The sequence below is a fragment of the Parafannyhessea umbonata genome (assembly GCF_900111255.1).
Taxonomy (GTDB): Bacteria; Actinomycetota; Coriobacteriia; order Coriobacteriales; family Atopobiaceae; genus Olsenella_J; species Olsenella_J umbonata_A.
Window position 1 is genome coordinate 25,421 of the sequence record NZ_FOGP01000002.1, and the last position, 24,360, is coordinate 49,780.

25 protein-coding genes are annotated in these 24,360 nt (G+C 62.4%); 3 read left to right on the forward strand and 22 right to left on the reverse strand.

The window, feature by feature from the left end; genetic code table 11:
* Nucleotides 1-38: 38 nt before the first annotated feature.
* From BMY31_RS02840 to rpsP, 12 genes are all read right to left on the reverse strand, one after another.
* Nucleotides 39-827: a ribonuclease HII gene (locus tag BMY31_RS02840; RefSeq protein WP_078686766.1), complete on the reverse strand. Its 789-nt coding sequence runs from the start codon at nucleotides 825-827 to the stop codon at nucleotides 39-41.
* Nucleotides 828-892: 65 nt separating this feature from the next.
* A complete protein-coding gene (gene rplS, locus BMY31_RS02845) occupies nucleotides 893-1,234 on the reverse strand; it encodes a 50S ribosomal protein L19 (RefSeq protein ID WP_078686767.1) in 342 nt (113 codons plus the stop codon).
* A 152-nt stretch (nucleotides 1,235-1,386) separates the two neighbouring features.
* Entirely contained in the window at nucleotides 1,387-2,436 is a 1,050-nt protein-coding gene (locus tag BMY31_RS02850) for a deoxyguanosinetriphosphate triphosphohydrolase (protein ID WP_091008142.1), read from the reverse strand.
* A gap of 113 nt (nucleotides 2,437-2,549) precedes the next feature.
* Nucleotides 2,550-5,312 carry a pyruvate, phosphate dikinase gene (gene ppdK, locus BMY31_RS02855; RefSeq protein WP_078686769.1) on the reverse strand — a complete coding sequence of 921 codons (2,763 nt, stop codon included), beginning with the start codon at nucleotides 5,310-5,312 and terminating at the stop codon, nucleotides 2,550-2,552.
* A gap of 212 nt (nucleotides 5,313-5,524) precedes the next feature.
* Nucleotides 5,525-5,926 (reverse strand): kinase/pyrophosphorylase, encoded by a 402-nt coding sequence (locus tag BMY31_RS02860; RefSeq protein WP_078686770.1) that lies wholly within the window; start codon nucleotides 5,924-5,926, stop codon nucleotides 5,525-5,527.
* Between the two features lie 65 nt (nucleotides 5,927-5,991).
* Complete coding sequence (glyS, locus tag BMY31_RS02865) at nucleotides 5,992-8,088, reverse strand: glycine--tRNA ligase subunit beta (RefSeq protein WP_091008144.1); 2,097 nt, start codon at nucleotides 8,086-8,088, stop codon at nucleotides 5,992-5,994.
* A complete protein-coding gene (locus tag BMY31_RS02870; RefSeq protein ID WP_091008146.1) occupies nucleotides 8,089-9,000 on the reverse strand; it encodes a glycine--tRNA ligase subunit alpha in 912 nt (303 codons plus the stop codon). It lies immediately after the preceding gene.
* A gap of 37 nt (nucleotides 9,001-9,037) precedes the next feature.
* Complete coding sequence (lepB, locus tag BMY31_RS02875) at nucleotides 9,038-9,607, reverse strand: signal peptidase I (RefSeq protein ID WP_180371341.1); 570 nt, start codon at nucleotides 9,605-9,607, stop codon at nucleotides 9,038-9,040.
* On the reverse strand, nucleotides 9,600-10,355 hold the full coding sequence (trmD, locus tag BMY31_RS02880) for a tRNA (guanosine(37)-N1)-methyltransferase TrmD (RefSeq protein ID WP_091008151.1): 756 nt from the start codon (nucleotides 10,353-10,355) through the stop codon (nucleotides 9,600-9,602). Before trmD ends, lepB begins: the two co-directional genes overlap by 8 nt.
* A gap of 1 nt (nucleotide 10,356) precedes the next feature.
* Nucleotides 10,357-10,872, reverse strand: a complete 516-nt coding sequence (locus BMY31_RS02885; RefSeq protein WP_091008154.1) for a ribosome maturation factor RimM — start codon at nucleotides 10,870-10,872, stop codon at nucleotides 10,357-10,359.
* A 6-nt stretch (nucleotides 10,873-10,878) separates the two neighbouring features.
* Complete coding sequence (locus BMY31_RS02890) at nucleotides 10,879-11,187, reverse strand: KH domain-containing protein (protein WP_078686776.1); 309 nt, start codon at nucleotides 11,185-11,187, stop codon at nucleotides 10,879-10,881.
* Nucleotides 11,188-11,192: 5 nt separating this feature from the next.
* Nucleotides 11,193-11,531, reverse strand: coding sequence for a 30S ribosomal protein S16 (gene rpsP / locus BMY31_RS02895; protein ID WP_078686777.1), 339 nt, complete (start codon nucleotides 11,529-11,531; stop codon nucleotides 11,193-11,195).
* Nucleotides 11,532-11,765: 234 nt separating this feature from the next.
* Between rpsP and BMY31_RS02900 the strand changes: the two genes are divergently transcribed.
* The 3 genes from BMY31_RS02900 to dinB are packed head-to-tail and all read left to right on the forward strand — an operon-like array spanning nucleotide 11,766 to nucleotide 15,092.
* Entirely contained in the window at nucleotides 11,766-12,461 is a 696-nt protein-coding gene (locus BMY31_RS02900) for a response regulator transcription factor (protein WP_078686778.1), read from the forward strand.
* Between the two features lie 20 nt (nucleotides 12,462-12,481).
* A complete protein-coding gene (locus BMY31_RS02905) occupies nucleotides 12,482-13,726 on the forward strand; it encodes a sensor histidine kinase (RefSeq protein ID WP_078686779.1) in 1,245 nt (414 codons plus the stop codon).
* A 37-nt stretch (nucleotides 13,727-13,763) separates the two neighbouring features.
* Nucleotides 13,764-15,092 (forward strand): DNA polymerase IV, encoded by a 1,329-nt coding sequence (dinB, locus tag BMY31_RS02910; RefSeq protein WP_091008158.1) that lies wholly within the window; start codon nucleotides 13,764-13,766, stop codon nucleotides 15,090-15,092.
* A 27-nt stretch (nucleotides 15,093-15,119) separates the two neighbouring features.
* Here the strand turns inward: dinB and rsfS are convergent, their stop codons facing one another.
* The 10 genes from rsfS to rplU all read right to left on the reverse strand — a co-directional run bounded on the left by rsfS (nucleotide 15,120) and on the right by rplU (nucleotide 24,327).
* Nucleotides 15,120-15,554: a ribosome silencing factor gene (rsfS, locus tag BMY31_RS02915; protein ID WP_078686781.1), complete on the reverse strand. Its 435-nt coding sequence runs from the start codon at nucleotides 15,552-15,554 to the stop codon at nucleotides 15,120-15,122.
* 34 nt (nucleotides 15,555-15,588) lie between these two features.
* The gene (yqeK, locus tag BMY31_RS02920) at nucleotides 15,589-16,206 is read right to left on the reverse strand and encodes a bis(5'-nucleosyl)-tetraphosphatase (symmetrical) YqeK (RefSeq protein ID WP_257612365.1); all 618 of its coding nucleotides are present in this window, start codon (nucleotides 16,204-16,206) and stop codon (nucleotides 15,589-15,591) included.
* Nucleotides 16,203-16,934 (reverse strand): nicotinate-nucleotide adenylyltransferase, encoded by a 732-nt coding sequence (nadD, locus tag BMY31_RS02925; protein WP_078686782.1) that lies wholly within the window; start codon nucleotides 16,932-16,934, stop codon nucleotides 16,203-16,205. Before nadD ends, yqeK begins: the two co-directional genes overlap by 4 nt.
* Before the next feature lie 12 nt (nucleotides 16,935-16,946).
* On the reverse strand, nucleotides 16,947-18,071 hold the full coding sequence (gene proB, locus BMY31_RS02930) for a glutamate 5-kinase (RefSeq protein ID WP_078686783.1): 1,125 nt from the start codon (nucleotides 18,069-18,071) through the stop codon (nucleotides 16,947-16,949).
* A gap of 1 nt (nucleotide 18,072) precedes the next feature.
* Nucleotides 18,073-19,524, reverse strand: coding sequence for a GTPase ObgE (gene obgE, locus BMY31_RS02935; protein WP_091008161.1), 1,452 nt, complete (start codon nucleotides 19,522-19,524; stop codon nucleotides 18,073-18,075).
* A 75-nt stretch (nucleotides 19,525-19,599) separates the two neighbouring features.
* Nucleotides 19,600-20,346 carry an energy-coupling factor transporter transmembrane component T family protein gene (locus tag BMY31_RS02940; protein WP_091008164.1) on the reverse strand — a complete coding sequence of 249 codons (747 nt, stop codon included), beginning with the start codon at nucleotides 20,344-20,346 and terminating at the stop codon, nucleotides 19,600-19,602.
* The gene (locus BMY31_RS02945) at nucleotides 20,347-22,776 is read right to left on the reverse strand and encodes an ABC transporter ATP-binding protein (RefSeq protein WP_257612366.1); all 2,430 of its coding nucleotides are present in this window, start codon (nucleotides 22,774-22,776) and stop codon (nucleotides 20,347-20,349) included.
* Between the two features lie 30 nt (nucleotides 22,777-22,806).
* Nucleotides 22,807-23,352, reverse strand: a complete 546-nt coding sequence (locus BMY31_RS02950) for a hypothetical protein (RefSeq protein WP_078686786.1) — start codon at nucleotides 23,350-23,352, stop codon at nucleotides 22,807-22,809.
* A gap of 324 nt (nucleotides 23,353-23,676) precedes the next feature.
* Nucleotides 23,677-23,925, reverse strand: a complete 249-nt coding sequence (gene rpmA, locus BMY31_RS02955; RefSeq protein WP_078686787.1) for a 50S ribosomal protein L27 — start codon at nucleotides 23,923-23,925, stop codon at nucleotides 23,677-23,679.
* Between the two features lie 45 nt (nucleotides 23,926-23,970).
* Nucleotides 23,971-24,327, reverse strand: coding sequence for a 50S ribosomal protein L21 (rplU, locus tag BMY31_RS02960; RefSeq protein ID WP_078686788.1), 357 nt, complete (start codon nucleotides 24,325-24,327; stop codon nucleotides 23,971-23,973).
* Between the last annotated feature and the right edge of the window lie 33 nt (nucleotides 24,328-24,360).

A 24,360-nucleotide genomic window follows, 5' to 3' on the forward strand; every position in this document is an offset into this window, starting at 1 on the left:
GGCTCGACGGGTCTGCTTCGTGCGGTTTAGCCTGTCTATCAGAAAAGTGCGGGCGTCTCGAGAAAATTCCCGCAGAAGGAGACTCTGTGAATCGGCGTGAGGCCGTTCTTTCGTATCGCCTCAATGTGTGCGGCAGAGCCGTAGCCCTTGCATTCTGCGAGGTGGTAGCCGGGATACTCGCTGTCGTAGGCAATCATCAGTGAGTCCCTGGTCACCTTGGCCACAATCGAGGCGGCGGCGATTGCGGCGATCTTTGCGTCACCCTTGACCATTGTCTTCTCCTTAGAGTGGACGTGCATGGGATTGCCGTCGATGAGGACGCAGTCGGGATCGACGCCCGTATCCTCGATTGCCTGCGACATGGCCATTCGCAAGGCGTTGGCCATTCCCACCGCGTCGATGGATGCGGGCTCGATGTGCGCGATGCCTATGGCGACGGCGACGTCAGCAATCTGCGCCGCAAGCGACTCGCGACGGGCGGGTGTCAGCTGCTTCGAGTCGTTGATCCCCCAGACGCGAGGCTCGTTGGGAAGCACGACGGCGCCCACGGTGAGGGGACCTGCAATGGCACCACGGCCGACCTCGTCAACCCCAATGACGAGACCTTCTCCGCCAATCTCGCGCTGCAGGTCGTACATGGCATCGACGCGCTCCCGTTCTGCCCGCTCCCTCTCACGGCGCGCAAGCGCGCTTGCGATGGCATGCTGGACCTGCTTGCGGGGGTCCTCGCCATAGCGCTCGACCAGAGCGTCGAGCTCCTGTCCGCTTGCGCTAGAAAGCAAGGCGGCCACCTCGCGCGCACTCGCTGCCCTGACACCGTTTGCCATATATTGCCTCCAAAAAAAGCGACGCCTGTGAACAGGCGCCGCAAAAGAGCGAATATAAAGAACTACTAGCGCTTCTCGGGAATGCGGGCAGCCTTGCCAACGCGCTCGCGGAGGTAGTAGAGCTTTGCGCGGTGAACGTCACCGTGACGCACGACCTCAAGCTTGGCAATCTTGGGGCTGTGCAGGGGGAAGGTACGCTCGACACCGCAGCCGAAGCTGAGCTTGCGGACGGTGAAGGTCTCGCGGGAGCTGCCGCCGCTCATGCGGATGACGTCGCCCTGGAAGACCTGCTCACGCTCGCGGTCACCCTCCTTGATGCGATAGTGAACCTTAACGTTGTCGCCAACGCGAACCTGGGGGATGTCCTCACGGATCTGCTGACGCTCGATAGCGCGAATGTAATCCATCGTTTCCTCGTCTCTAGAGGTGCCGTCGTAATGTGCGCGACACATAGCTTTACACACAAGAAGGAATTATATGGGTTGCCCACCGCGCAAGCAAGGCGAATCTTCAAGAGCGCGCAACTTCACAGCTTCGCGACACGATGCGGGAAATCACCTCACATGCCCAGCTTCCAGGCGCGTGGGACAAACACCTCCTGATAGACGCGAATGGCGTAGCGGTCTGTCATGGAGCTCACGTAGTCAGCGACCCGCACCACATCGGACTCACAGGCTCTCAGATACTCTTGCGGGACTTCGTCGACGTGGTCCATGAAATAGTCAAAGAGCGAGACGAGCATTTGCTCGGCCTTGGGCTCCTCCTGCTTGGCATCCCCGGTGTTATAGAGGTTCTCGAAGAGGAAGGACCTCAAATCGAGAAGGGCGTCTTCCTTCTCCCTTGACATCAAGACGTCTCCCGCGCCGTCGCTCGCGGCTATGACGTCCTCGACCATGGTCTGGATTCGTTCGGAGGACGAGCCACCAAGGATGGCACGCGAAGCGGCAGGGAGCATGTCCTCCGTCAGCAGACCGGCGCGCACCGCGTCGTCGATGTCATGATTCACGTAGGCTATCCTGTCCGCACGCGCGACGACGCGCCCCTCAAGCGTGGACGCCCTGAGGGTGCCGGCATGGCAGCGTATGCCGTCGAGGACCTCGCGCGTGAGGTTGAGCCCGCGGCCGTCCTTCTCGAGGAAGCGCACGACGCGGACGCTCTGCTCGTTGTGGCGGAAGAGGCCCCCGAAGCGGTCGCCGTCCTCCTCCGAGACACCGACCCTGGAGCCGATGGCGCGGCGCAGCGCGCGCTCACCCGCATGGCCGAAGGGCGTGTGGCCCAAATCGTGCCCCAGGGCTATTGCCTCGGTCAGGTCTTCGTTGAGGCGCAGGGGACGCGCAATGTCGCGGGCAATCTGGGCAACCTCGAGCGTGTGGGTGAGGCGCGTCCTGTAGTGATCACCCTCGGGCGCAAGGAATACCTGCGTCTTGTTGGCGAGACGACGGAAGCTCTTGCAGTGCAGGATACGGTCGCGGTCGCGTTGGAAGCATGTGCGGTACGCATCGGGCAACTCGTCGCGCTCCCTGCCCAGGCTGGCAGACGAGCGCGTCGCGAAACGCGAGAGCCTCTCGCCCTCCTCGGCCTCAATCTGAACCCTGCCCAGAGCATCCATGTCCCACTCCGTAGTCAACGTAGACCCCTCATGCAACGTGATAGCACAAAGGGGAGAAGCCCAAGGGCTTCCCCCCTACTGATTACTCAGTCACTCGACGAGCGTGCCTCAGCCTAGAGCTTGGCAGGGCCGCCGTTGGACTTGATCTTGGCCTGCGCACCGGCAAGGCGAGCGATGGGCACGCGGTACGGGGAGCAGGAGACGTAGTCGAGACCGAGGTCATAGTACATCTGGATGGACTCGGGATCGCCACCGGTCTCGCCGCAGACGCCGCAAATGATCGTGTCGTTGGAGGCGTGGCCGCCCTCGACGCCCATCTTGACGAGCTTGGCGATGCCCGAATCGAGCGTCTCGAACGGATTGGTCTTCAGGATCTTCTTCTTGAGGTACAGGGGGATAAAGGCGCTCTCGACGTCGTCACGGGAGTAGCCGAAGCCCATCTGCGTAAGGTCATTGGTACCGAAGGAGAAGAAGTCCGCATACTTCGCGATCTCGTCGGCAGTGACGGCTGCGCGCGGGATCTCGATCATGCAGCCAACGGGGATGGAGAGCTCGACGCCGGTCTGCTCGACGACGGAGGCGACGACCTCCTCGACCTGGTCGCGAACAACCTTGAGCTCCTGCCAGGTGCCCACGAGGGGAACCATGATCTCGGGGCGAGGATCGAAGCCGCGCTTCTTCAGGTGAGCGGCGGCGCTGGCGATGGCGCGAACCTGCATCTCGGTGAGCTCCGGGTAGACGATGCCGAGTCGGCAGCCGCGGAGGCCGAGCATCGGGTTGGCCTCCTGGAATGAATCCAGACGGGCAAGGAGATCGCGACGGGCCTTAATCTGTGTGTCGTTCTCGCCGCGGTCCTCGGCATGAGCAAGCTCAACCGCGTACTCGCGCGGATTGTCGAGGAACTCGTGCAGAGGCGGATCGAGGAGACGAACGATGACGGTCTTGCCGTCCATCTCCTTGAACATGCCGAGGAAGTCGTCAGTCTGGGCCTTCAGAAGCTTGCCAAGCGCCTTCTGCTTGTCGCCGGTGCGGTCGGCGAGGATGAAGGACTGGATGATCTCCTTGCGCTCGCCAAGGAACATGTGCTCGGTACGGTCGAGGCCGATGCCGTCTGCGCCGAAGTCGCGAGAGATGTGCGCGTCCTCAGGGTTGTCGGCGTTGGCGCGGACGCCGAAGATGCGGCCGCGGGAAGCGTCACGACGGACGTCGTCCGCCCAGGAGAGGATGGTCTCGAGGTCGCCGGTCAGCTCAGGGCGGACCAGGGGCACCTCGCCGATAATAACGTCGCCTGTGGTGCCGTTAATCGAGATGATGTCACCCTCGTGCAGGACGATGTCGGTGCCGGAGATGACGCATTCCTTTGCCTTGGCGTCGATCTTGAGCGCCTCGGCGCCGCAGACGCACGGCGCACCCATGCCACGGGCAATGACAGCCGCGTGCGATGTCTTGCCGCCGTGAGAGGTGAGGATGCCCTCTGCCGCGACCATGCCCTTGAGGTCATCGGGAGTGGTCTCCCAACGGACGAGGATGCAGGGCTTCTCGATGTTGGAGTAATGAACCGCAGCGTCAGAGGAGAAGACGACGGCGCCGACGGCCGCGCCAGGAGAGGCGTTCATGCCCTTGGCAACGACGTCGACCTCGGCCTTGGGGTCAAACTGCGGGTGCAGGAGCTGGTCGAGCTGGTCGGGAGCGACGCGCATGATGGCCTGCTCCTTGGTGATGCGACCCTCCTCGACCATCTGAATAGCAACCCTGAGGGCGGAGAGCGCGGTGCGCTTGCCGACGCGGGTCTGGAGCATCCAGAGTTTTCCCTGCTCGATGGTGAACTCAAGATCCATCATGTCGGCGTAGTGGTCCTCGAGGATCTCGAAGACGTGGTAGAGCTCCTCACCGGCCTCCTTAAGGGCAGGGATCTTGACGAGATCGGCGATCGGCTCCGTGTTGCGGATGCCGGCGACGACGTCCTCGCCCTGCGCGTTGACGAGGAAGTCGCCATAGCGCTCGTTGGTGCCGTCGGCAGGGTTGCGCGTGAACGCGACGCCGGTCGCGGAGGTATCACCCTTGTTTCCGAAGACCATGACCTGGACGTTGACTGCCGTGCCGAGGTCATCGGGAATCTTGTTCTGCTTGCGGTACAGGACTGCGCGCTCCGTGTTCCAGGAGCCAAAGACTGCCTGCTCTGCAAGACGAAGCTGCAGGTAGGGATCCTGGGGGAAGGAAGCAATGCCCTCGGGAGCAACCTCGGGGTGAGCGGTTGAGTCGACGTTCTTGGCGAAGATCTGCTTGAAGGTCTCGGTGAGGTCCTTCAAATCCTCGGCAGTGAGCTCGGTGTCGAGCTTGACGCCCTTCTCCTCCTTCTTGGCGTTGATGGCCTCCTCGAAGAGGTCACCGTCGATGCCCATGACGACGTTGGAGAACATCTGGACGAAACGACGGTAGGAGTCCCAGGCGAAGCGCTCGTTGTTGGTCTGCTTGATGATACCCTGGACGGAGTCGTCGTTCAGACCGAGGTTGAGAACCGTGTCCATCATGCCAGGCATGGAGAACGGCGCGCCGGAACGGACGGAGACGAGCAGAGGATCGTCCTTGTCACCGAGCTTCTTGCCCATGCGCTTCTCGAGATCCTTGCGATACTCGTCAATCTCGTCGAGAACGCCCTCAGGCCAGACGTTGCCCGCGCCAGAATAGGCAACGCAAGTCTGGCAGGTGATGGAGAATCCCGGAGGAACGGGAAGGCCAATGTTGGCCATCTCGGCGAGGTTGGCGCCCTTGCCACCCGTAATCCACTTGGCCTCGTCGACGGAAGCCCCTGCGACCTCGGTCACGTTGTTGCCGTTTTCGTCGACACCGAACTTGTACACGTGTTTTTCAGCCATTTTCACACCCCTGATCGAAATCTCATGGCACTCGCATGCCGGACTTACAAGAGCGCCTGCTGTGATTGCTCACGGCAGGCGCCTCACAACGTGTCTTATTTTTATCCAGAGGGTTTGGGTGATAACCCTCAGTCCGACAGGCGGCACTAAATGGGCCGTAGGGGAAATATCCGCACATAGGGTGCAAAAAAGTCCTATACTACCCGGCCCCACTAGACCTCCTGAACCTCCGTATCCATCCTGCGTCCAGGCTCGTACTTGGGCTCCTCGCCCGTGAGCGTGGAGATGACGGTGATAGCCGGACCAAGAAGGTCGATGGAGGGAATGCCGCGCTTGTCGAGCTCGCGGCGAATATCGCGCCTCAGGTTGCGCTCGACAATGGTGTGGAAGACCGCAAGGGGAACGTCCTCCTCGATGTTTCCGTTGAGGAACTCGCACACGGTATCGACGGTCTTGACGTTACTGAGCCTCTTGATGACCACGGAATCGGCGCCAAACTGGTCAGCCGCTGCCTCAACGACGCCGGTAGCCGTCTTGCCACAGGCATCAGAGATGACAATGACGACAGGGGCTGCAGCGTTGAACAGTTCTTCATCGGTTGCTGCGTCTGTCATGTAGACCTCCAAACAGGCGGGGGCAGGACTGCCCCCTGACTCGCGGATCGGACTCCCCGACCCTATTACTTCTTCTTTGAGAGTACCCCGATGTTAGCAACATCGCTAAAGACGGAAGCAAACTTGTTAAGAAGCCTCAGGCGATTCTCTCTCACAACAGTGTCATCGTCCATGACAAGAACGTCATCAAAGAAACGGTCGATTGGCTCCCTTAGTTCGGCGAGAGCCTTGCAGGCACCGGAATAGTCGCCGGCAGCCAAGGCGGATTCGACGCTCGAGGCACCCTTGACGCATGCGGAGAGCAGCTGGAGCTCGGACTCGCCCATGATGCTCTCGTCGACGTCGCAGCCCAGGCTCGCGTCACCAAGGTGTGCCGCGCGAGCGTACGCGGTCGCGAGGTCATCAAAGAGCTCCGGCTGGTCCTTGCGGGCGTCGTCGAGGGCACGGGCACGGTCGATGAACTCGACCGGATCGATCACGCCGACAGAGGAGACGGCCTCGATGGTGTCGAACGAGATCTTCTCGTCCTTGGCGATGGTGTTGAGTCGGCCAGCGAAGAACTTCTCGACCGCCTTGGTGACGGCGGCAGAGTCAAATTCGAGGCCCTGGGCGGCGTATGCGGCAAGGGAAACGGCGATGAGGGACTTGAGAGAGACGCTCGGAAGCGTGCGAAGCATGGCGATAATGCCGATGGCAGACCTGCGGACGGCAAACGGGTCAGAGGAGCCAGTGGGGGGCTCGTCGATGGCGAAGATGCCGCAAACCGTGTCGAGCTTGTCGGCGATGGCAACGCATCGACCGACGGTTCCCTCAGGCAGATCGTCACCAGCAAAGCGCGGACGGTAGTGATCGCGAATCGCAGCGGCGACGTCATCAGACTCGCCAGAAGCCTTGGCGTAGTACCCGCCCATGACGCCCTGCTGGCTGGTGAACTCGACGACCGCCTGGGTTACGAGGTCGGCCTTAGCGAGAAAAGCCGCACGACGAGCGTCCTCAACGAGCCCGTCGGACTCCGCGACCTGCTTGGCGACCTCGCCTGCAACCGTCACCATGCGCTGGGACTTTTGCAGGACCGTGCCGAGCTTCTCTTGGAAGACGACAGAGTCAAGCTTCTGGACATAGTCCTCGAGGGGCTTCTTCAGGTCCTCGTCGTAGAAGAACTTGGCATCGTCGAGGCGGGCACGGACGACGCGCTCGTTGCCGTCGATCACGCGCTCGTTGTTGCGCGGGTCGGAGTTAGAGACGACGACGAACTCTCGGGTGAGCTTGCCCTCGGAGTCGTAGATCGGGAAGTATCGCTGGTTAGAAAGCATCGACTCGCAAATGATCTCGTTGGGGACGTCGAGGAATTCCTCGTCGAACTTGCCAACAAGCACCGTCGGGTACTCGCAGAGATTGACAACTTCATCGAAGACCTTCTTCGGCGTGTCGACATGGGCGCCACCACGCTCCTGCTCAACCTTCTTGATGCCGTCGAGAATGGCCGCGCGACGCTCGCCCTCGAGAAGGACGCCGGCGTTGCGAAGGACCTCGACATAGCTGGAGGGATCCTTGACGACGTGCTCGCCGGGGCCGAGGACGCGGTGACCGTAGGTGACGTTGGAGGAGGTGACGTCAGCATAAGAGACGGGCACGACATCCTCGCCCAGAAGCGCGCAGATCCACCTGACGGGACGGACAAACGTCTCGTGGTTGCCGCCCCAGCGCTGGCTCCTGTAGTTTGGCCAGTCGAGCGCGGCGATGCTCTTCTCGCAGAGCTCGGACAGGATGGGCGTCGCGGGCATGGAGGGGATGTTCTTCTCGGCGAAGACGTACTCGCGGCCGTCGGAGTCGACCTTGCGCACAAGCTCGTCGGCGGAGAGGCCGAACTTGCGGGCGAAGCCCATGGCGGCCTTCGTGGCACTGCCCTCGGCGTCGAAGGCGATGCTGGTCGCGGGTCCGCGCATGACCTCGTGCACCTCGGCCGTGGAAGTGGCGAGATCCTTGACGATGACGGTCAGGCGGCGAGGCGTGCTCATGGCCTTGACCTCGCCGTGGTCGAGGCCGGCCTTGTCGAGGCCCGACTCGATGAGCTGGCCAAACTGCTTGATTGCGTGGATGAGCGGAGCCGAGGGCATCTCCTCGGTGCCTACCTCAAAGAGGAAATCGAGAGTGTCTGCCATTTAGGCCACCTCCCCCTTCTTGTCAGACGCATCGGTGGCGCCGGCGACCTTTTCCATGTACGCCTCGCAGCATGCCTTGGCGACGGTGCGGACGCGCAGGATATAGTTGGCGCGCTCCGTGGCCGAGATGGCGCCACGCGAGTCAAGAAGGTTGAAGGCGTGCGAGCACTTCATGACGCAGTCGTATGCGGGAAGAGGCAGGCCGCGGTCGAGGCAGGCATGGCACTCGTTCTCGTAGTCGTCGAACTTCTGACGCATCATCTCGACGTTGGCGACCTCGAAGTTGTAGGCGCTGAACTCGTACTCGTTCTCATGGAAGACGTCGCCATAGGTCATGGGCGTGCCATCGGGCAGGTAGCTCCAGACGAGATCGTAAACAGAGTTGACGCCCTGAGCGTACATGGCGATGCGCTCGAGGCCGTAGGTAATCTCGACGGGGACGGGATCGACCTCGATGCCGCCAACCTGCTGGAAGTATGTGAACTGAGTGACCTCCATGCCGTTGAGCCAGACCTCCCAGCCGAGGCCCCAGGCACCAAGCGTCGGGGACTCCCAGTCATCCTCGACGAAACGGACGTCATGGTCCTTGGGGTCGAGGCCGATAGCGGCAAGGCTGCCAAGGTAGAGGTCCTGAGAGTCCGCGGGGGACGGCTTCAGGAGAACCTGGAACTGGTAGTAGTGCTGCAGGCGGTTGGGGTTGTCGCCGTATCGGCCGTCGGCCGGACGGCGGCACGGCTGCGGATAGCAGGTGCGCCAGGAGTCGGGACCCAGGGAGCGAAGGAGCGTGGCAGTATGGAACGTACCGGCACCAACCTCAGAATCGTACGGCTGCATCACCGTGCAGCCCTTATCGGCCCAGTAGTGCTCAAGCGCCAGGATCATTTCCTGAAACGTCAAAGGCTTGTCGCTCATCGCCCTATCTTCCCCTCTTTCGATTAAAAACAAACTCCTAAAGTGTAGCGAAATCATCAGGCGGCCAGAAGATGACGCACGCCTTAGATGAAACTGAACTTATCGGCACGGCCCCAAAGTATCGAGAGTCGAGAGAGTTGGTGCGGTTGTCTCCCATAACCCAAACGCATCCCTCGGGGACGGTGTAGGGATACACAATCGGCCCCTGCAGCGCGCTCGCGTAGCGGTCCAGCGGATAGCTGGGCTTGCCATGCGCATACGGCTCGTCGAGGGCCTCGTCGTCGACGTAGACCACGCCGTCGCGAAGGTCAACCGTCTGGCCGCCTACGGCGACGACGCGCTTGATGAGCGTCGTCGAGCCGTCAGTGGGATCGACAAAGGTGACGACGTCGCCACGCTGCGGCGAGGACCCCTTGTAGGTGATCTTCTCGCCGAGGACGCGATCACCCTCCTGAATGGTCGGGACCATCGACGCAGACGGGATGAGGAACGGCTCGGCGACGAACGCCCTCACCAGGAGCGCGATGCCCACGCCCACGGCAATCGTCAGTACCCACTCGACCCAAGCGGGAATGCGGCGGCCCGCGTCCCCCCCGACCTTACTCATCGACATCGCCTCCGCCGTTAGACCTCTGGATCACCTCTCGCGCAAAGGCGAGCTCCTCGGGGGTGAGGTCGGCACCCTTGAGGAGGTCGGGCCTCCACAGGGCAGTGCGTTCGATGGCGTTTCTGCGCCTCCAGCGGTCAACGGCCCCGTGGTCCCCCGACAGCAAGACGTCGGGAACGCCCATCCCGCGGTACTCGGCGGGACGGGTGTACTGGGCGTACTCGAGCAGGCTCCCAGAGAACGACTCGTCCTTGGCGCTCATGTCGTCTCCCAAGGCCCCGGGAAGAAGCCTCACGACCGAGTCGATGACGACGAGCGCAGCGAGCTCTCCGCCCGTGAGCACGTAGTCACCCAGCGAGAAGACCTCGTCAGCAAGCTCGTAGGCCCTTTCGTCCATGCCCTCGTAGCGTCCGCAAACAAGAAGCACGCGTTCCTCGCCAGCAAGGCGCTCGGCGCACGACTCGTCATAGCGCCTTCCGCAAGGCGAGAAGAACACGATGTGGGGTCGCCCCTCTCCCATGGATGAAATCTCGTCGACGGCCTCGTAGATGGGCTCGGGCTTCATGAGCATGCCCTGACCGCCGCCAAATGGGGCGTCGTCGACGGTGTTGTGCCGGTCGTGAGTCCAGCGCCTCAGGTCGAAGGCCTCGAAGTCGAACACGCCCTTGCGCTGCGCGCGGCCCATGATGGACTCGTCCAGATAGGGCGCGAACACCTGCGGAAAAACGGAAAGCGTCTCAAACCTCATGCTATGCGCCCTCAATCAAACCGGATGGAATCGTGACTCGGATTGGACCGTCCTCGACGAGCTCGTCGACGACGGCGTCGACGACGGGAATCAGCACCTCGCCGTACGGCCCCCTGACGACCCAGACGTCATTGGCACGGCCAACCATCACCTCAGCCACGCTGCCCAGCGCGCCCATGTTCGAGTCCACAACCTCACGGCCCAAAAGGGCGTCGACATCGTGTCTCTCGAACCCCTCGGGAAGGTCGTCAATGCGTGCCAGGAGAACCTTCCCCACAAGCTCTGACGCCGCGTTGATGTCGCTGACGCCGCCGAGCGAGACGAGCTGCCCCGAGCCGTTGTAGCTCGCCGACATGACGACGCGGCCCCTCGGCCCCTTGAGGGCCGGCGGCACTGGCGTCACGTCGAGTCTCTCGCGCAACATAGGGGGAAGGCCGTGAACGGGAACCGTCACGACCTCCCCCCTCTTCCCGTGCGTCTTCACCACACGGGCTATAGCCCTATATCTCGTGTGCACGGATCGTTAGCCCAGAACCTCAACCTCGACGGAAGTCCCCACGCGCGAACCAAGGGCACGTGCAAGCGTGCGGATAGCCTTGATCGTACGGCCCTTCCTGCCGATGATGCGGCCGGCATCCTCCTCTGCGCAGCTTACCTCGATAAGTGCGGAACCATCGCTGTCCGTGACGTCAAGCGACACGGCGTCCTCGTTGGTAACGAGACCGCAAACGATGTACTCGACAAGATCAGCGACCTTGTCGGAAGCCATTTCCTCGCCGTTATCGACGGTCTGGTCGAGGGAATCCACAACGTCCGTGAGTTCCTCGGACACAGTAGCTACTCCGCGTCCGCAGCCTCGGCAGCGGCCTCGGCGGCAGCAGCGGCCTTGGCGGCAGCCTTCTTGGAGAGCTTCTGCTTCTTCTCGGGAGCAGGAGCGTCAGAGCGGGCGATGTCGATCAGGTGAGCGACAGCGTTGGAGGGCTGGGCACCCTTGGAAACCCACTCGTCGATCTTCTCGAGGTCAAGGTCAATGGTCTTGGGGTTGGTCAGGGGGTTGTAGCGACCAACGAGCTCGATGTAACGACCATCGCGCGGCATGCGGCCATCAGCAACGACGACGCGGTAGTACGGACGCTTCTTTGCACCGTGACGGGCGAGACGAATCTTAACTGCCAAAACTAAACTCCTTCAGACGAGCGACGCCGTGGATAGATGGATGGTGCGTCGCGTTGCCACATAAAGCGAAAGCTAATGATACGCCACGTACAGGGGCTCTGTGGGTGTCGTTTTTGTGAACCTTGTGCGAAGGCACACGTTCATGCAAAGCCCGCAAAGCGCCCTTTAAGGCTCACTTCAGCGTCACATTTTAAACTTGCTTAAAATGAGTAACCGCCAGCAAAGGGAGAACACATGAACATCCTTGTTGTCGAAGACGAGAAGAACCTTGCAGACGCAATCGTGAAGATTGTTTGCGACGAGGGCTACAACTGCGAGGCAGTCTACGACGGCAACGCAGGCCTCGCCTCATGTAAGAGCGGGCTGTACGACGCCGTCATCATGGACGTCATGCTTCCTGGCATGGACGGTTTCGAGATAGTTCACGAGCTACGCAGAAGCGGCAACTCCATCCCGGTTCTCATGCTCACGGCCCGCATCGCGACCTCCGACAAGGTCACGGGACTCGACACCGGAGCCGACGACTACATGACGAAGCCCTTCGAGGCACCGGAGCTGCTCGCGAGGCTCAGGGCCCTCACGCGCAGGCAGGGCGACGTGGTAATCGAGCAGGCCAAGTACGCCGACCTCACCCTCGACCTCCAGACGCACGACCTCAGCTGCAAGGAGCGCACGGTGCATCTCTCCGGCAAGGAGTTTGAGGTCCTCAAGATGCTCATGAGCTCCAACGCACGGGTCGTCTCGAAGCAGGACCTCCTGACACGAGTCTGGGGAACCGACGGCGACGCATCCGAGAACTCCGTCGAGGCCTACATCTCGTTTCTGCGCAAGAAGCTAGCGCACGTCCACTCCATGGTCCAGATAACCACCCTGCGCATGCTTGGCTATCGCCTCGAGGTGTTCGACGTGGGCGACGGCGCGAGCGCCTAGCCCCGAAAGCGAGGAGCGCCATGCTCAAGAAGCTCAAGCGCAAGTTCATCCTCATAGTCATGGTGCTTGTCGGCGCCGTCCTGATTGGCGTGCTCGGCATGTCGATGTACTCCTCGTACGCGAACCAGCGGAGCATCATCTCGGGTGCCCTCGACCGCAACCTCGACGGAGAACTCAACTCGGTGCCGACAATCGGCGGCATGACCGCACCCCAGGAAGACTCTGCGCACGGAAGGACCATGCTCGCGCTGACCGTCGAGGTCTCTTCCGACGGAGTCGTCCTCCAGTCAAGCGAAGGTCCCGTCTACATCAACAGCAGCGTCCTCTCGCAGGTTGTCGACGCAGCGCTCAACTCGGGCCAAAAAGAGGGATACGACGGCTCCATTCACGTGTCGTGGAAGGCAAAGGCGATCGGCGGGGGCGCGGTGCGCATCGCCATAGTCGACACGACCGATGCCGACTTCACCTTCCAGAGCATGATCGTACGAAACCTCGAGATTGTGGCGCTGGGCCTGCTGCTCATGTTCGCCATCACGTGGTTCCTGGCCGACTGGGCCCTCAAGCCCGTATCCGTCGCATGGGAGCAGCAGAAGAGTTTCATCGCCGACGCATCTCACGAGCTCAAGACGCCACTTGCCGTAATTTCGGCAAACAACGAGATACTCGAGAGGGCCAAGGACATCCCCGCCGAGAGTCGCCGCTGGATCAAGAGCAACGTCGAAGAGGCCAACCACATGAAGGGTCTCGTTAACGACCTCCTCCAGCTCGCCCGAGCGGACGAGTGCATAGCAGGCCTCGCGAGCGCGATGCGAATTGAGCCCATAAGTCTCTCCGAGATGGTCGAGCAGTCAGCCCTCGAATTCGACGCCGTGGCCTTCGAGAACTGGAACGACATCAGCACAACGGTTCAGGACGGGATCGTCATCAACGCCGACAGGGAATGGATGGAGCGGCTGATTCGCATACTCATCGAGAACGCCTGCAAGTACGCGAGCCCCAAGACGACCATCAGCGTGAGCCTAGCCCGCCAGGGACAGCGTGTCGTCTACTCGGTCAACAACCGCGGAGCGGTCATCGACCCACAGGAACTTCCCCACGTGTTCGACCGCTTCTACCGCTCCGACAAGGCTCGTAGCAGGACGAAGTCAGAGGGTGGCTTCGGCCTTGGGCTCGCCATAGCCAAGGCGACAGCCGAGGCGCACGGCGGCAGCATATCGGTCACGAGCAATGAGCAGGCGGGGACGACGTTCACGGTCGTCCTCTAGATCACGCAAGAGGCCAGCGGGCACCTATAATGCTCTCATGGGCACAAATGGAGAAATAGGATCAGGGCTCCTGAGCTGGAGCGGACCGGCAATCGGCCTGCTCGACCTCGACGCTTTCTTCGCGTCGGTCGAGCAGCTGGACCATCCCGAATGGCGGGGCAAGCCCGTCATCGTGGGCGGCTCCGCCCATAAGAGGGGCGTCGTGTCCACCGCTTCCTACGAGGCGCGCATGTACGGCGTCCACTCAGCAATGCCCTCGTCCCAAGCCATGAGACTCTGCCCGAACGCAATCTGGACGCGCGGCCGCTTCGACCGCTATCGCGAGATGTCGGCCATGGTCATGTCCGTGATCTTGGACGAGACGCCGCTCATGGAACAGGTATCCATCGACGAGGCGTTCTTCGACATCACGCCAGGGCGTTTCTCGAAGGAGAGTCCCATAGAGATCTGCAGGCGAATCCAGAGGCGCGTGGGCGAGCTAGGCGTGACCTGCTCGATTGGGCTCGGAACGAACAAGACGATCGCGAAGATCGCCTCCGAGCGGCAGAAGCCGCGCGGCATCACCATCGTAGCGCCAGGAACGGAGCCGTCCTTCCTGGCTCCCCTGCCAGTTCGTGCGATGAGCGGAGTCGGAGCGGCAACCGAGCGCGCCCTGCTTGAGTGCGGCATCAACACACTTGGACAGCTCGCCCGCCAGGACCCCGATAAGATGGAGAAGCGCTTTGGCGTCTCGGGTCCACGCATGGTCCTGCGTGCCGCGGGCCAGGAGAGGTCGGAAGTGCGTCCGGCAGACGAGGCCGGGGTCGTCAAGTCGGTCTCGAACGAGCGCACCTTCGCGCAGGATCTTCGAAAGAGGGACGAGGTCGAGGCTGCGATTCGTCACGTGAGCGCACTCACGGGGTCGCGACTTCGGCGCAAGGGCCTCCGGGGAAGGCGCGTGACGCTCAAGCTGCGCTTTGACATGACGCACACGCGGACCATCCAAGAGATGATGGACGAGGCAACCGATAACGAGCACGTGTTTGGCGAGGCCGCCGTGCGCCTGCTGGACAGGTGCTGGGCAGAGGGGACGCCCGTCCGCCTGGTCGGCGTGGCCGTCAGCGCGTTTGGGGAGGGCCAAGGGCGGCAGCTCGAGCTCTTCTCGGATATGAGCGAGGCATACGCCGCGCCGCAAGACGTCACGCAGGGGAAAACGAGGGCCGCGACCGGCTCACTCTCGCACGACAAGGACGAGCTGCGGGAACTGTCGGTCGCCGCGGACGAGGTCAGAAGACGCTTCGGTAAAGACGCACTCGCGTACGGGCGCGACCTAAGATTCAGGGACGGCACCACCGGCACCGCCCCCATGAACAAGGAGGACTTCTGACGACCAAAGGAGGCCCATAGAAGAGCGCTACTCCGCGTCCTCGGAAGAAGTTCCCGCGGTCCCCTTGGAGGACACGAGGGCCTCATATTCGCTCTCGGGCATGGCGCCCGCGAGGTCCAGAGCGACGCGCGGGGCCTCACCCCACAGGCGCTCGAGTCGGTAGTACTCGCGCGACTCGGGCTTGAAGACGTGGACGACGACCGCACCGTAGTCCATGAGGACCCAGCTGGTGCCCGCGCGACCCTCGCAAGAGAGCGGTTTCTCCTGGCAGTTGACGCGGACCTTCTCCTTGATCTCGTCCAGGACGGCGTCCATCTGCGGGTTGTTCTGGGCAGTGCAGATCAGGAAGTAGTCACTGACGTCGGAGATGCTGGTAAGGTCCAGCAGGACGATGTCGGATGCCTTCTTGTCGTCGGCGGCCGCGGCCGCGACCTTAGCAAGCTCAAGCGGGGTAACTGCCATTGATGTCCCTTCTCTGGGTTGCGATGGTCGAGCGCTAGGACGCGCGTCGCCTCACAAGTTCGTTGTAGATTTCGATAGTTCCAGGATAAAGGTAGCGCCTTGTGTCTACGACATAGGATATACCCCCGGCAAAGGAGTTCCAGAACAGGTCCTCAAGTGAACTCTTCCCAACCATCGCGCGCACCTGATCGATGTTGGGACAGGAGCGTCGGAGCGGTTCGATTCCGTCGGCGACGAACACGACCATGTCGAGAGGGGTCATGTCGACCGCAGCCGTGGTGTGCCTTTCGATGGCGACGAGCACGTCACGCGAAAGCTCGGGGTAGATCTCGGGAAGCTCGCGGGCCGCGAGGATGCCGTGAAGCAGCGGAAGAACGAGCTCGAGATCAACGCCTAGATCGATGCCACGCTCCTGCGAGCGCCTAAGCAGCTCTTCGTCGGGAAGCACTTTGTCCCAGTCGTGGAGGATACCGGCGACGCGAGCCTCGAAGGGATCGACGTCGTAGAGAAGCGCGAGCTTCTGGGCAGTCTCCGCAACGGAAAGCGAGTGCTCGTAGCGCCGCGGCTTCACGGCACGCATATGATTGCGAAGGTCCCCCTGGACCCGGATTATGAACGACAGCTGGTCGGCGGTGAATGCCCCTTGACTCACGAAGACTCGCCTTCCTCGAGAACAGAAACGTAGCGCGTCGGGACGACGCCGTACAGATGGTGCTTGTGAATGTAGCCCGTAACTGAGTCGGGCGTGAGGTAGCGAAGGCTCTGGCCGCCACTCACACGCTCGCGAAGGTAGCTGGACGATATCGCCAGCGCGGGAACCTCGAGGTATGTCACGTCGAAGTCGTAGGGCGACCCGCTGATCAGGTCATCCGCGCGATCGAGGTCGTACCCGGGTCTCGTCGCGCCGACAAGGTGCGCGAGCCGCGCGATGCGCCCGGCCTCCCTCCAGGTGACGATCTCGGCAATGGCATCGGCTCCGGTGATGAAGAAGAGCTCGACGTTGTCGGGATAAATCTCGCGCAGGAGCTCGAGCGTGTCCGCCGTATAGGTGACGCCGGCGCGGTCGACCTCGAAGCGGGTAGCGACGAAGTGCGGGTTGTCGGACGTGGCAAGCAGCGTCATGGCATAGCGGTCCTCGCCGGAGGTGACGTTCCGGCCCTGCTTGAACGCCGGCCTGCCGGCAGGCATGAAGACGACAACGTCCAGGTCAAGGTCGTCGAACGCTTGCTCGGCGGTGACGAGGTGGCCGTAGTGGATGGGGTCGAAGGTCCCGCCCATGATGCCAAGCCGGTAGGTGCGAGACACATCCTGTCCCAGCAGAGGCAGGTCTCCCCTCTCGACTAAATCGGCCCTCGTACCCAGGCCGTCAGCGTCAGCCATGAACAAACCTCCTTAGAAGACGAGAAGCTCGTCCCTGTGAATCGCAGGCTGGCCGGCCTTGTGCGGCAGGAATCGCTCGATGACGTCGAGCTTGAGTCCGTGGACGCGACCGATGTCCTCGCTCGAGTAGCGGACTATACCTCTTCCAAGGAGCTTTCCGGCATCGTCGATGACGTTCACGACGTCACCCTCCTCGAAGACGCCCTCCGCTCCGACAACGCCGACGGGAAGCACCGAGGCTCCGCGCGATACGACTGCCTCGCTCGCGCCCGCGTCAAGGACAAGCGACCCCTTGGGCATCTCGGCCAGGCCGATCCAGAGCTTGCGGGCACTTTCGTGCGTCGTCCCAGAAGGGGCCTCAAATCGCGTGCCAAGCGCCTCTCCCCTGACGACGCGCTCGAACGAGAAGCGCTCGCGGCCCTTGCAGATGACCATGGGGATGCCTGCGGCGAGCGTCGCGCGGGCGGCGCGCAGCTTTGAGGCCATGCCGCCGGTGCCCACGCTCGATCCGGCCCCACCGGCCATCGCGGCGATGCGCGGCGTGATCTCCTTCACGAGGGGAACGAGCTCGGCATTGGGATCGTCCTGCGGATTTGCGGTATAAAGACCATCGATATCCGAGAGGATGACGTAGAGGTCGGCGTTAAGCATGGTCGAGACGATAGCGCCCAGCGTGTCGTTGTCGCCGAAGTTAAACTCGGTGAACGAGACGGTGTCGTTCTCGTTGATGACGGGAATTGCGCCCAAGCCTATGAGCCGACCGAGCGTGTTGCGCGCGTTGAGGTAACCCTCGCGGTCGGTGAGGTCCCTGCGAGTAAGGAGGACCTGGCCGCACGCGATGCGATGGCGCCCCAGGAGGTCGGCGTAGACCTCGGTGAGGGCCGCCTGACCCGCAGACGCGCAGGCCTGGCGGCCAGGCATGTCCTGGGGCTTGCAATCGAGGCCGAGGCGCTCCATGCCGGCAGCAACGGCTCCGGACGAGACGATGACGACGTGGTAGCCATCGTGCTGGAGCTCGGCGGCCTGATCGCACAGCGTCTCAATGAATGCACGGTCGGGACGGTTGTTGGCATCAACGAGAGTCGACGACCCGACCTTGACCACGACGACATCCGGCGTGTCGAATACCCCCTCCAAGCTACTCGTCTCCCTTGGAGTCGGAATCCTGCGCCGCGTCAGACGACTCGTCCAGGTCCACGACGGTAACGTCAAGGGCCACGTCCTCGTCATCATCGTCGACAAGCTCGGCAAACTCGTCTTCCTGCTCAGGGCCGTCGAACGAGAACGCGTAGCCGAGAATCCTGACCTCGTCACCGGGCACGCAGCCCTCGGCGGCGAGCTTGTTATCGAGGCCGATGCGCTCAAAGCGGTGCTGGAGGTAGGCGACGGCCTCGTCGTTCTCCCAGTCGGTCTGGATAACCATGCGCTCGATGGCTCCACCGGAGACCCGCCAGATGCCGCGCGACTCCATCTTGATGGTGATCGAGCGGTCGCGACGCTGGCGCCTGTGCTCGACCTCTGCGCTCACGTCGACGAGGGGCGTTTCGACCTCGATCTGCTGTCGAAGCGTGGAGACCTGCTTGGCCGTCTCGGTCACAAGCTCCTCGAGCCCCTTGCCAGTAACTGCCGAGACCGCGAAGAACGGGTGGCCGTCCTTGCGAGCCTCCTCCCCGAGAAGGGCGACGGCATCCTCGACGCCGGGCATGTCACACTTGTTGGCTACGACGATCTGCGGTCGCTGCGCAAGTTCGCTGGCATAGGCGACCAGCTCAGCATTGATGGCGCGGTAGTCGGCAATGGGGTCACGACCCTCGTATCCGCCCGTCATGTCCACGACGTGAAGGATCAGAGCCGTGCGCTCGATGTGACGCAAGAACTCATGCCCGAGACCCCTGCCCTCGCTGGCACCCTCGATGAGGCCCGGGACGTCCGCCACAACGAAGCTCATGCCGCTCTTAGCGCGCACCATGCCCAGGTTGGGGACGAGCGTGGTGAAGGGGTAGTCGGCAATCTTGGGGCGCGCCGCGGAAAGGCGTGCGATGAGCGAGCTCTTGCCGACCGACGGCATGCCCACGAGGGCGGCGTCGGCCATGAGCTTCATCTCGAGCTCGATCCAGTGCTCCTGGGCGGGCTCGCCCTTCTCGGCAAACGCGGGTGCACGCCTGACGGAAGTGACGAAGTGGATGTTGCCCTTGCCGCCTGCGCCGCCCGGAGCGACGACCACGCGCTGCCCGGGCTGGGTAAGGTCGGCGATGTCGAAGGCAGGCTCCATGGTCTGGGGGTCAAGCTCGCGGACGACCGTGCCCAAAGGGACCCTAAGCACCATGTCCTCGCCGTCCCGGCCGTGACGACGGGCGCCCTGGCCATGCGTTCCACGGTCGGCCTTGAAGTGATGCTTGAATCGATAGTCAATGAGGGACGACAGCTGGGAGTCGCATTCGAGAATGACGCTGCCGCCGTTGCCGCCATCGCCGCCATCGGGCCCGCCCTTCGGCACGAAGGCCTCTCGACGGAACGACATGCAGCCGGCACCGCCGTCGCCACCCTTGACGTTGATGCGACAGAGATCTGTGAAAGTGTTGGTAGGCACGTTGTTCCTCCTTTAGTGCGTAGTCCATCGTAAAACAAATGGGAGCCGCATGCTCGGAAGGAAGTCGCGAACCACCTAGAAGATTGCGCCAAGCACAATAACCACAAGGCAGAGCGAGAAGATCGCATAGTCGCGGGTTGCCATGGGATAGCGCTTGTAGGACGACTCGCGCGTCCTCAGGTAGAAGCCACGCTGCTCTGCCGCAAGCGCCGTGTCGTCCGCCTTGCTGACCGAGGTGATGAGCAGCGGCGCCGCCAGGGGCATCATGAGGCCGAGCTTCCTGAGCGGGTTGCCGGAGTCAAACTCGACGCCACGGGCAGTCTGGGCCTCGACGATGCGGGACATCTCGTGCGAGAAGATGGGCACGAATCTGAGAGCAGTGGTAATGGTGAAGGCATAGCGATATGGCAGGTGAAGCACCTCGACCGCAGCGTTGGTCAGGTCGGTAAGGCGCGTCACGGTAAGCATGAGAACCAGGGGAAGCGCGAAGGTCACGAGACGCAGGGCAACATGAGCGCCCGTGTCCGCCCCCCTATCGGTAACCCAGAGGAACACGGGAGTGCCAGCACGCACGATGACAGTCTGCACCAGGAACATGAGCGCACCCAGAGACGAGAACGCCAGAAGGAGCGAGACGGCCTTCTTTCCCACGCCCGCATAGACTCCCGCCAGGAGCACGAGGGCCAGCAGGAGAACGAGCGTGAGGTACTCGTTCGCGAGAAACGTCGCAATGCAGACGGCGACGGCGAAGGCGACCTTCGAGATGGGGTTCGCGCGGTGCAGCAACGTGCTGCCCTCGCTGTATTCGAGCAGTCCGGCCATCTACCCCACCAGTCCCTTCATGACGTCCACGATGTCCTTAACCTCGGTAATTCCGCGGAAGCGCTCGAAACCGGCATCCGCCAACCCCTGAGACAGCTCGCTCACCTGGGGGGGTGCGATGCACGCCTTGCCAAGCAGCTCCGCACGCGAGAACAGCACGGAGGGTTCGCCGTCCTCCAACACCCTGCCGTTTGCCATTACGATGAGACGCGTCGCGTAGTCGGAGACCACCTCCATGTCGTGGCAGACCATGACCACCGCGCAGCCGCGCTCGCGCGCCGCGTTGACCGAGTCCATGACGGTCATACACTCGCGGTAGTCGAGACCACTTGTCGGCTCGTCGAGAATCATCACCTTGGGGTTCGTCACGACGACCGAGGCAAGGGCGACGATCTGGCGCTGTCCGCGCGAGAGCGTGAAGGGGGCCGCCTCGGGGTCGAGGCCGAAGTACGACACGACGTCCGCAGCGCGCTGGAACGCCTCGTCGTCGGGGACGCCAAGCAGTTGCAGGCTGAAGGCGACCTCCTCGAGCACCGTCTGCCTGCAGATCTGGTGATCGGGGTTCTGGAACAGCGTGGAGACCTTCTGGGCAATCTCGCTGGTGCGCGCCCGGCGCGTGTCGAGACCGCAGATGTTGACGCTACCGTCACCCGGCTTGAGCAGGCCGTTCATGAGCTTAGTGAGGGTGGTCTTTCCCGCTCCGTTCTGCCCGACGACGGCGACGAGTTCGCCGGCGCCCACGTCGAAGCAGACATGGTCGACGGACGCCTTGCCGACGCCATAGCTAAACGACACGTCCCTCAAGGAAAGCATGGGGTCGCCTGCGGGCGCGGGAGTGGCAAGGCGATGAGGAGAAGCCGAGGGGGCAACGTGAGACGCGGCCTTCACCGGCGTGGAAGAGAGCAGGCCGAGCAGGCCGTCACGGGCCTGCGAGACGGTGAGGAAGCCCTTCTCGGCAGGGTCAAGGACTCCAGTCACAGCAAGGCCATTGGATATGCGCGTGACGCGGGGGCTGTCCACACCGATGTCGCGAAGGTCCTTGGAGTGCGAGAACACCTCTCGCGGAGAGCCGTCAAGCGCGACGGAGCCCTGGGAGAGGACGATGACGCGGTCGCAGTACTCAGAGAGAAGGGCGACCTTCTGCTCGATGACGATGACCGTGATGCCACGCGCATTGAGCTCCCTGAGGGTCTCGAAGACCATGCGCGAGGACGCGGGGTCGAGGGCCGCGGTCGGCTCGTCGAGCACCATGACCCGTGGGCTGATGGCGAGGATGGCGGCAATCGCCACCTTCTGCTTCTGGCCGCCCGAGAGCGTCGAGATCTCCCTGCGCCTCAGGTCCTCGATGCCTGCGGTGCGAAGCGCATACGACACGCGCTTCTCGATGGCGCTCCGCTCGAAGCCAAAGTTCTCGAGTCCGTACAAGATCTCGTCCTCGACGTCCGCAGCCACCATCTGGGCGTCAATGTCCTGCAATACGGACCCTACGACGCGCGAGACGTCCGTCAGCGCCACCTCGCAGGTGTCCATGCCGCCGACGAGTGCCGCTCCACGGAACTCCCCGGCGAAGTGATGGGGAATGGCACCGGAGACGACCGAGGCCAAGGTGGTCTTTCCAGCTCCAGAGGGGCCGATCACGCCCACAAAGGATCCGGCACCAAAGGTCAGGCTGACGTCGTCAAGGGCGCGGCGACGGGCTCCGTCATAGGTAAAGGAGACGTGCTGAAGCTCCACGGCCGCGGCACCTGGGTAGACGTCAGGAACCGCCTCCGTGGTCGCGGTCGACACGTCAAGCGACTCGTTTGATCCACCTTCGGCACGAACGCCTTGGACGACGCCGTCCGAGTCGTCGCGGGATGTGCCCGACGCCTCCCCCGTTGAGGGGAGCCTCTGCAGGAAGGCACTCCTCAGGGGAAGATACAGCGATTGGACCACTATAGCGTTGGCGAGGGCGGTGCCAATGACAATGGGCAGCATGGCCACCACGGCCAGGGGCTCGCCCCTGAGCACGACCACAGTCGCAAGGGTGGCAAAGATGAGGCCCGAGACGGCCGTCGTGACGCACGTGGACAGGAAGGGCACGAGGCCGCGCGGCCCCCTTTCCCCCGTAAGCCTGACGATCGCGGCCATGAGGAGAGACGCGGGGATGTCGCAGACGTACTCGAGGCCGGGAATCGACGTGGTGAACTGAATGACGGTGGCCGCGAGAACCCCGATGAGAACGCCATGAGGCAGGGTCGGGCGCAGCAGGAGAATCGCAAGGCAATACGACGAGATGACGAACTCGGGCTGGATGCCCGTCATGGAGAGGGCCTTGCCGACGGTCATGTTGAGGATGAAACCGGCCGCGAGGAGCATGGCCACCAGGACCAGGCTAGCGACATCGAACCTCGGACCTTCTCCGCCGCGCCGGACTGCCTTTTGATTCACGAGCTGACCTCCCTGGTCAAAATAACGCATCTAGCGCTTGAGAGCCTTCTTGAGCGGCAGGTAGAGAGCCTGCACGACGATTGCGTTGAACACTGCAGTGCCAAGCACGATGGGAAGCTTGACAACGACGGTCGCGATGTCGGCACCCATGATCAGCGTTCCGCAGGCCGCGAACAGAAGACCGGACACGAGCGTCGCGCAGAACGCTCCGACGAGAGGAACAACCCTGCCCTCCCCGGAAGTGCCGTTGACGATGGCGGCCATGACCAGCGCACCGGCGGACTCGGTCAGGAAGTTGAGCCCCGGAATCGAGGTGGAAACCTGGATGATGGCGGCGGAGATCAGCCCGAGCACGACGGCCTGGCTCGTCTTGGGCCTGATGAGCAGCACGGCAAGGCAATACGACGCGATGACGAACTGGGGCTTGATGCCCGTGACCGCAAGGGCGTTGCCAAGCGTGATGTTGAGGATGATGCCCGCTGCCACCAGGATGGCGGTGAGCACGAGCGAAGAGATGTCGAGGCCATTGTTCTTGGCGGACTGACTAACGGTGCGAGGCTGGTTTGCGTCTGACATGGCTTCCTCCTACTGGCTGTTGGAACTGCGGACTTTAGCGCGGCAAAGCAAAGGCGACCCCCGATCAACTCGGAAGTCGCCATCTTCTTTACCTATGCGGCAGCGATCGGCTCAGAGTTGACCGAGAGAGGATAGACTATGCCACCACCAGTTCTTGCTCGCGAGAAAAGGCATGTAATCCACCTCCTGGGTCTATATCCGATGTCGCTGGTGACAATCTATCAAAACCGACGAAAACGCTCCACAACAATTCGGCACACGTCTTTGTCTAGTAACAAAAAGCCCCCTCGAAGGAGGGGGCTCAACAAACTCTAAGCTCTTGCACTAGGCGGTGCGAACGTGCACGTAGTGCTTAGCACCCTTGACGAACTCAACGGTGCCATCAGCAAGTGCGAACAGGGTGTCGTCCTTGCCACGACCAACGTTCTCGCCGGGGGTGATGTGCGTACCACGCTGGCGGACGATGATCTGACCAGTCTTCACGGCCTGGCCACCATAAATCTTGGTGCCAAGACGCTGGGCGTTGGAGTCACGGCCGTTGCGAGAAGAGCCGAGGCCTTTCTTGTGAGCCATTGTCTTACCTGCCTATCTACTCAAAATGAAAAAATGCTCGGACGTCTACTCGGCCTTGGCCTCGGTAGAGGCGGACTTTGCCGCGCTGGTCCTGGTGGTGGGCATCGAGGTGACCTTGAGCCTGGTGAGGTTCTGGCGGTGGCCCTTGGTGCGGTGGTAGCGCTTGCGCTTCTTGAGCTTGAAGACGAGGACCTTCTCGCCCTTGAACTGCTCAACAATCTCGCAGGTGACCTTCTTCTTAGCGAGCGTGGCAGCGTCAACGACAGTCTTCTTGCCGTCATTAAGCATGAGGACGTCAAGCTTAACCTTGTCGCCAGGCTGCGCGTCGAGCTTCTCGACGTCGAAGACGTCGCCCTTGGCAACCTTATACTGCTTGCCACCAGTGGTAACGATTGCGTACATTTGGTAACCCTTCATTACTGGTTTTGTGCAACA

Excerpts from the sequence above, each read along its gene's own strand:
- BMY31_RS02840 (WP_078686766.1), bottom strand. The coding sequence starts at position 827 with ATGGCAAACGGTGTCAGGGCAGCGAGTGCGCGCGAGGTGGCCGCCTTG.
- rplS (WP_078686767.1), bottom strand. The coding sequence starts at position 1,234 with ATGGATTACATTCGCGCTATCGAGCGTCAGCAGATCCGTGAGGACATC.
- BMY31_RS02850 (WP_091008142.1), bottom strand. The coding sequence starts at position 2,436 with ATGGATGCTCTGGGCAGGGTTCAGATTGAGGCCGAGGAGGGCGAGAGG.
- ppdK (WP_078686769.1), bottom strand. The coding sequence starts at position 5,312 with ATGGCTGAAAAACACGTGTACAAGTTCGGTGTCGACGAAAACGGCAAC.
- BMY31_RS02860 (WP_078686770.1), bottom strand. The coding sequence starts at position 5,926 with ATGACAGACGCAGCAACCGATGAAGAACTGTTCAACGCTGCAGCCCCT.
- glyS (WP_091008144.1), bottom strand. The coding sequence starts at position 8,088 with ATGGCAGACACTCTCGATTTCCTCTTTGAGGTAGGCACCGAGGAGATG.
- BMY31_RS02870 (WP_091008146.1), bottom strand. The coding sequence starts at position 9,000 with ATGAGCGACAAGCCTTTGACGTTTCAGGAAATGATCCTGGCGCTTGAG.
- lepB (WP_180371341.1), bottom strand. The coding sequence starts at position 9,607 with ATGAGTAAGGTCGGGGGGGACGCGGGCCGCCGCATTCCCGCTTGGGTC.
- trmD (WP_091008151.1), bottom strand. The coding sequence starts at position 10,355 with ATGAGGTTTGAGACGCTTTCCGTTTTTCCGCAGGTGTTCGCGCCCTAT.
- BMY31_RS02900 (WP_078686778.1), top strand. The coding sequence starts at position 11,766 with ATGAACATCCTTGTTGTCGAAGACGAGAAGAACCTTGCAGACGCAATC.
- BMY31_RS02905 (WP_078686779.1), top strand. The coding sequence starts at position 12,482 with ATGCTCAAGAAGCTCAAGCGCAAGTTCATCCTCATAGTCATGGTGCTT.
- dinB (WP_091008158.1), top strand. The coding sequence starts at position 13,764 with ATGGGCACAAATGGAGAAATAGGATCAGGGCTCCTGAGCTGGAGCGGA.
- rsfS (WP_078686781.1), bottom strand. The coding sequence starts at position 15,554 with ATGGCAGTTACCCCGCTTGAGCTTGCTAAGGTCGCGGCCGCGGCCGCC.
- nadD (WP_078686782.1), bottom strand. The coding sequence starts at position 16,934 with ATGGCTGACGCTGACGGCCTGGGTACGAGGGCCGATTTAGTCGAGAGG.
- BMY31_RS02940 (WP_091008164.1), bottom strand. The coding sequence starts at position 20,346 with ATGGCCGGACTGCTCGAATACAGCGAGGGCAGCACGTTGCTGCACCGC.
- BMY31_RS02950 (WP_078686786.1), bottom strand. The coding sequence starts at position 23,352 with ATGTCAGACGCAAACCAGCCTCGCACCGTTAGTCAGTCCGCCAAGAAC.
- rpmA (WP_078686787.1), bottom strand. The coding sequence starts at position 23,925 with ATGGCTCACAAGAAAGGCCTCGGCTCTTCTCGCAACGGCCGTGACTCC.
- rplU (WP_078686788.1), bottom strand. The coding sequence starts at position 24,327 with ATGTACGCAATCGTTACCACTGGTGGCAAGCAGTATAAGGTTGCCAAG.